Below are 6,658 nucleotides of genomic sequence, written 5' to 3'. Positions count from 1 at the left end.
TATGAGAAAGAAGTTGGAGGCATGATGAAAAAAATAGCGAGACACCTTGTGCTTATATTTTTATCAATAATAACATTTTTTCCACTTATGTGGATGATTTCAAATTCCTTTAAAACTACTGAATCAATTATGCGAAAGCCCCTTAGCTTTATACCAGATTTTTTAGACTTTAGGAATTTTCTTGGAGCATTAAATTTAGCACCTTTTGATTTATATATTATAAATTCAATTGTCACATCAATTATAATAGTAATTCTTCAAATTATCACAGGGGTTTTACTTGCATATGGCATGTACAGATTTTCCTTTAAACTAAGAGGCATGATGTTTAAAGGGATTCTTTTGACTTATATGCTTCCTGCTGCAACAACATATGTGCCAAGCTATGTAATAATTGCAAAATTAAATTTAATAGACACTTTGACTGGAATTATTATTTCAAATTCAGTGGCAGTCTTTACAATTTATATGCTCTACAACACTTTTAAGGAGGTGCCAAAGGAGCTAATAGAAGCTGCTGAAATGGATGGAGCAAGTGACATGGATATACTTTTAAAAGTTGTACTTCCTATTTCTAAATCAACTATACTTACTAATGCACTTATCCAATTTGTAACAATGTATAACAATTATATGTGGCCATCACTTATTACAAATTCAAAATCAAAGTATTTGATAAGCGTTGGACTAAATAAATTTTTCACATCACAGGGAAATTTTGGAGAAAACTTACCTCTTTTAATGGCGGGAAATACTATATCAGTTCTTCCACTTTTAATACTATTTATTGTCTTACAAAAATGGTTTATAAAAGGAATATCTGATAGTGGAATAAAAGGATAAAATTTAATTAAAAAGGAGAAAACATGAAAAAAATTTTTAAGACAGCATTACTTATGCTATGTGCACTTATGATTTTTACAGGATGTTCAAGTTCTGCAAAAAATGCAATGAAGACGGAAGAAAAGACAGCAGATTCAAAAGGCAAAACTGAAATCCAATTTTGGTATGGACTTGGATCAGTTGCTGGAGAAACAATGAAAGAGATTATAAAAGAATTTAACGAGTCACAAGATAAGGTAAAGGTTGTTGGTGTTCAACAAGCTGACTACAATGAAACTTTCCAAAAAGTTCAGGCAGCTATTGCAGCAAATGAGCCACCAGCAGTTTACATTGGATCAAATATTGAACTAAGAGTAAAGGACGGAATGCTTGCAGATTTAACAAAATATATGGATGATAGAACTCATATTGACGACTATCTTGAAGTTTTTATGAAACCGGCAATGGTTGATGACAAAGTTTACGGGTTCCCAGCATATGGCACAACTCAAGTAATTTATTACAGAAAAGACTTACTTGAAAAGGCAGGACTTGATCCAAAAGAAGTATTTAACACTTGGGAAAATACTTTTAAATATTCAAAGGAAATCCAAGACAAGGGCATAGCAAAATGGGGTCACCTTGTAATGTATAATCATGAAAACTTAATAGATATAGCTCTATCTAATGGTGGTAAAATTTTATCTGATGATGGAAAAAAAGTTTTAATTAATAGCAAAGAATGGGTTGACTCATGGAACTTTGTAAGACAACAAATTTTTGAAAACAAAACTACAAAAATTGAATCTGGTGGACAAGGCTGGGAATATTGGTATAGAACAATTGATGATGTAATGAATGGTGAAGCAATGTCCTACACTGGTTCATCAGGAGACAAGGGAGATCTTGACTTTACAAAAATTTCATCACTTCCACAACCGGGACTTAATGGAAACCCAGGAAAGCCAGTGGCTGGTGCACACTCACTACTTGTTCCTGCAGCAGCAAGTGAAGAACAACAAAAGGCAGCCTATGAATGGATAGCTTATTTCACAAGTCCAGAAGTTTCTGCTAAGTGGTCAGAAAAAATTGGATACATTCCAGTAAGAAAATCTGCGGCAGATGTAGCTGAATACAAAAAATTTATCGAAGAAAACCCTTATGCAGGGGTTCCTTATGAACAAGCAATGCATGCTTCACCAGCTTTCATTGATCCAACTGATGGAAAAATAACAGACGCACTTTCCATTGCTGCTGATAAGGTTGAGCTTCAAAATATTGATGCAAAGACTGCCCTTGATGAAGCAGCAAAAACTGCACAGGCAGCTCTTGATGAAATAAATAAGTAAGAAATAAAAAAATTAAAATCAAGCTTTGGGTTAAGTCCCAGAGCTTTTTTTAAGGAGAAATATGGAAAATATAATAAAAAATTTAAGAGAAGGATACAATGAAATAGAGTTAAAAATAAAATTGGATGAATTAATAAAGGATTCAATCAAGTTTAGTCTAAAAGGAGAAAAATTTTTCATAAGTCTATTTGTCTATAAAGAAAATGAAATTGTGGGTAGCATTACAGCAAATAGAGATGCAGAAAGATTTATGTCAAAGGATATCTTAAAGTCCTCTAATGGCTTTGAAAAATTTAGAGAGTGGCGATTATAGAATACTTATCTTCTTCACAAAGAAGGAGATGTCATTTTAAAAATTGAAGATGAAAAAAGCCCTATTGATTCTAAAAAAGAAGTGGACATAGAAAAAGATGAAGTCAATGCAGTGAAGAAAAGTGGTATGCTGGTGACTTTCACACTCATACTTTTTACTCTGATGGTAAGTTATCTCCAGAAGAAAATATTGAAGTAGCAAAAAAGAGGCCTGTCCTTCTTTTCTCCAACAGACCACAACTTTAATCAGACAAGATTTCCTGAAACTGACTTATTAATTATTGAAGGAACAGAAATAACATCGAAGTACGGCCACATCAATGTATTTTTCACTAATGAATCTGTTTTTAAAAAATATTCTGTAGAGGGACTTAACACTGAAGAGTGGTTATTAAAAGTTTTAAGGGAAATAAAGGATGAAATTTATTCAATTAATCATCCCTTTATGGAAACTTTTGAATTTTTAGTTGATGATTATTCTTTAGATGACTTAAAATTTATGGAAATAATAAATGATCCAACTTATATGACTTCTATTGATGCCGTGGAAAAAGCTTTAAAAGCTTGGGACTTACTTCTTCAAAATGGCTATAAAATTTATGGTATAGGTGGAAGCGACTCTCATCTTTACCAGATGAAAAATATGAAATGCAGACTATCCATCACTTCTTGGAGATCCAAAGACCTATATTTTTGCGAAGAATCTTTCAAAAAATGAAATCAAAAAGGCAATGTTAGCAGGGAAAATTTCTGTCTCCCGTGAAAAATTAATTGAGTTAAAAAAAGTTAATGAGACGAATTTACTTTGGAATTAGAAGAAAGCACTTTTCACACATAAATTCTATAGAATTTTTTGTGTGAAAAGTGCTTTCTTCTAATTCCAAAGTAAATCGGTCTCATTAACTTTTTTTAACTCAATTAATTTTCACGGGAGACAGAAATTTTCCCTGCTAACATTGCCTTTTTGATTTCATTTTTGAAAGATTCTTCGCAAAAATATAGGTCTTTGGATCTCCAAGAAGTGATGGATAGTCTGCATTTTCATATTTTTCATCTGGGTAAAGATGAGAGTCGCTTCCACCTATACCATAAATTTTATAGCCATTTTGAAGAAGTAAGTCCCAAGCTTTTAAAGCTTTTTCCACGGCATCAATAGAAGTCATATAAGTTGGATCATTTATTATTTCCATAAATTTTAAGTCATCTAAAGAATAATCATCAACTAAAAATTCAAAAGTTTCCATAAAGGGATGATTAATTGAATAAATTTCATCCTTTATTTCCCTTAAAACTTTTAATAACCACTCTTCAGTGTTAAGTCCCTCTACAGAATATTTTTAAAAACAGATTCATTAGTGAAAAATACATTGATGTGGCCGTACTTCGATGTTATTTCTGTTCCTTCAATAATTAATAAGTCAGTTTCAGGAAATCTTGTCTGATTAAAGTTGTGGTCTGTTGGAGAAAAGAAGGACAGGCCTCTTTTTTTGCTACTTCAATATTTTCTTCTGGAGATAACTTACCATCAGAGTAAAAAGTATGAGTGTGAAAGTCACCAGCATACCACTTTTCTTCACTGCATTTGACTTCATCTTTTTCTATGTCCACTTCTTTTTTAGAATCAATAGGGCTTTTTTCATCTTCAATTTTTAAAATGACATCTCCTTCTTTGTGAAGAAGATAAGTTATTCTATAATCGCCACTCTCTAAATTTTCAAAGCCATTAGAGGACTTTAAGATATCCTTTGACATAAATCTTTCTGCATCTCTATTTGCTGTAATGCTACCCACAATTTCATTTTCTTTATAGACAAATAGACTTATGAAAAATTTTTCTCCTTTTAGACTAAACTTGATTGAATCCTTTATTAATTCATCCAATTTTATTTTTAACTCTATTTCATTGTATCCTTCTCTTAAATTTTTTATTATATTTTCCATATTTCTCCTTAAAAAAAGCTCTGGGACTTAACCCAAAGCTTGATTTTAATTTTTTTATTTCTTACTTATTTATTTCATCAAGAGCTGCCTGTGCAGTTTTTGCTGCTTCATCAAGGGCAGTCTTTGCATCAATATTTTGAAGCTCAACCTTATCAGCAGCAATGGAAAGTGCGTCTGTTATTTTTCCATCAGTTGGATCAATGAAAGCTGGTGAAGCATGCATTGCTTGTTCATAAGGAACCCCTGCATAAGGGTTTTCTTCGATAAATTTTTTGTATTCAGCTACATCTGCCGCAGATTTTCTTACTGGAATGTATCCAATTTTTTCTGACCACTTAGCAGAAACTTCTGGACTTGTGAAATAAGCTATCCATTCATAGGCTGCCTTTTGTTGTTCTTCACTTGCTGCTGCAGGAACAAGTAGTGAGTGTGCACCAGCCACTGGCTTTCCTGGGTTTCCATTAAGTCCCGGTTGTGGAAGTGATGAAATTTTTGTAAAGTCAAGATCTCCCTTGTCTCCTGATGAACCAGTGTAGGACATTGCTTCACCATTCATTACATCATCAATTGTTCTATACCAATATTCCCAGCCTTGTCCACCAGATTCAATTTTTGTAGTTTTGTTTTCAAAAATTTGTTGTCTTACAAAGTTCCATGAGTCAACCCATTCTTTGCTATTAATTAAAACTTTTTTTCCATCATCAGATAAAATTTTACCACCATTAGATAGAGCTATATCTATTAAGTTTTCATGATTATACATTACAAGGTGACCCCATTTTGCTATGCCCTTGTCTTGGATTTCCTTTGAATATTTAAAAGTATTTCCCAAGTGTTAAATACTTCTTTTGGATCAAGTCCTGCCTTTTCAAGTAAGTCTTTTCTGTAATAAATTACTTGAGTTGTGCCATATGCTGGGAACCCGTAAACTTTGTCATCAACCATTGCCGGTTTCATAAAAACTTCAAGATAGTCGTCAATATGAGTTCTATCATCCATATATTTTGTTAAATCTGCAAGCATTCCGTCCTTTACTCTTAGTTCAATATTTGATCCAATGTAAACTGCTGGTGGCTCATTTGCTGCAATAGCTGCCTGAACTTTTTGGAAAGTTTCATTGTAGTCAGCTTGTTGAACACCAACAACCTTTACCTTATCTTGTGACTCGTTAAATTCTTTTATAATCTCTTTCATTGTTTCTCCAGCAACTGATCCAAGTCCATACCAAAATTGGATTTCAGTTTTGCCTTTTGAATCTGCTGTCTTTTCTTCCGTCTTCATTGCATTTTTTGCAGAACTTGAACATCCTGTAAAAATCATAAGTGCACATAGCATAAGTAATGCTGTCTTAAAAATTTTTTTCATGTTTTCTCCTTTTTAATTAAATTTTATCCTTTTATTCCACTATCAGATATTCCTTTTATAAACCATTTTTGTAAGACAATAAATAGTATTAAAAGTGGAAGAACTGATATAGTATTTCCCGCCATTAAAAGAGGTAAGTTTTCTCCAAAATTTCCCTGTGATGTGAAAAATTTATTTAGTCCAACGCTTATCAAATACTTTGATTTTGAATTTGTAATAAGTGATGGCCACATATAATTGTTATACATTGTTACAAATTGGATAAGTGCATTAGTAAGTATAGTTGATTTAGAAATAGGAAGTACAACTTTTAAAAGTATATCCATGTCACTTGCTCCATCCATTTCAGCAGCTTCTATTAGCTCCTTTGGCACCTCCTTAAAAGTGTTGTAGAGCATATAAATTGTAAAGACTGCCACTGAATTTGAAATAATAATTCCAGTCAAAGTGTCTATTAAATTTAATTTTGCAATTATTACATAGCTTGGCACATATGTTGTTGCAGCAGGAAGCATATAAGTCAAAAGAATCCCTTTAAACATCATGCCTCTTAGTTTAAAGGAAAATCTGTACATGCCATATGCAAGTAAAACCCCTGTGATAATTTGAAGAATTACTATTATAATTGATGTGACAATTGAATTTATAATATATAAATCAAAAGGTGCTAAATTTAATGCTCCAAGAAAATTCCTAAAGTCTAAAAAATCTGGTATAAAGCTAAGGGGCTTTCGCATAATTGATTCAGTAGTTTTAAAGGAATTTGAAATCATCCACATAAGTGGAAAAAATGTTATTATTGATAAAAATATAAGCACAAGGTGTCTCGCTATTTTTTTCATCATGCCTCCAACTTCTTTCTCATAAAT

General features: G+C 32.2%; 9 protein-coding genes. 4 read left to right on the top strand and 5 right to left on the bottom strand.

Features of this window, described 5'->3' with window-relative positions; all coding sequences use genetic code 11:
- Nucleotides 1-24: 24 nt before the first annotated feature.
- From DRZ96_RS00405 to DRZ96_RS00390, 4 genes are all read left to right on the top strand, one after another.
- Nucleotides 25-843: a carbohydrate ABC transporter permease gene (locus DRZ96_RS00405; RefSeq protein WP_236587211.1), complete on the top strand. Its 819-nt coding sequence runs from the start codon at nt 25-27 to the stop codon at nt 841-843.
- A gap of 23 nt (nt 844-866) precedes the next feature.
- On the top strand, nt 867-2,171 hold the full coding sequence (locus tag DRZ96_RS00400) for an ABC transporter substrate-binding protein (RefSeq protein WP_112889235.1): 1,305 nt from the start codon (nt 867-869) through the stop codon (nt 2,169-2,171).
- Between the two features lie 61 nt (nt 2,172-2,232).
- The gene (locus DRZ96_RS00395) at nt 2,233-2,484 is read left to right on the top strand and encodes a hypothetical protein (protein WP_112889234.1); all 252 of its coding nucleotides are present in this window, start codon (nt 2,233-2,235) and stop codon (nt 2,482-2,484) included.
- Between the two features lie 444 nt (nt 2,485-2,928).
- Nucleotides 2,929-3,201, top strand: a complete 273-nt coding sequence (locus DRZ96_RS00390; protein WP_112889233.1) for a hypothetical protein — start codon at nt 2,929-2,931, stop codon at nt 3,199-3,201.
- A gap of 232 nt (nt 3,202-3,433) precedes the next feature.
- On the opposite strand, the gene DRZ96_RS00385 is transcribed toward DRZ96_RS00390, so the two are convergent.
- The 5 genes from DRZ96_RS00385 to DRZ96_RS00370 form a co-directional block, all read right to left on the bottom strand.
- A complete protein-coding gene (locus DRZ96_RS00385) occupies nt 3,434-3,727 on the bottom strand; it encodes a CehA/McbA family metallohydrolase domain-containing protein (RefSeq protein WP_112889232.1) in 294 nt (97 codons plus the stop codon).
- Between the two features lie 166 nt (nt 3,728-3,893).
- On the bottom strand, nt 3,894-4,424 hold the full coding sequence (locus DRZ96_RS00380; protein WP_112889231.1) for a PHP domain-containing protein: 531 nt from the start codon (nt 4,422-4,424) through the stop codon (nt 3,894-3,896).
- Between the two features lie 61 nt (nt 4,425-4,485).
- On the bottom strand, nt 4,486-5,256 hold the full coding sequence (locus DRZ96_RS10965) for an extracellular solute-binding protein (RefSeq protein WP_256584670.1): 771 nt from the start codon (nt 5,254-5,256) through the stop codon (nt 4,486-4,488).
- Nucleotides 5,208-5,789, bottom strand: coding sequence for an extracellular solute-binding protein (locus DRZ96_RS10960; protein WP_256584669.1), 582 nt, complete (start codon nt 5,787-5,789; stop codon nt 5,208-5,210). The genes DRZ96_RS10965 and DRZ96_RS10960 overlap by 49 nt, the downstream gene beginning before the upstream one ends.
- Before the next feature lie 23 nt (nt 5,790-5,812).
- Nucleotides 5,813-6,658, bottom strand: an 846-nt coding sequence (locus DRZ96_RS00370) for a carbohydrate ABC transporter permease (RefSeq protein ID WP_322788171.1), incomplete at its 5' end; no start/stop codon positions are given.

Source organism: Peptoniphilus harei (assembly GCF_900454685.1).
In the GTDB taxonomy this organism is placed as follows: domain Bacteria; phylum Bacillota; class Clostridia; order Tissierellales; family Peptoniphilaceae; genus Peptoniphilus_A; species Peptoniphilus_A harei.
The sequence above is the reverse complement of the archived record's forward strand: the minus strand, read 5'-3'. Positions and strand labels throughout refer to the sequence as shown.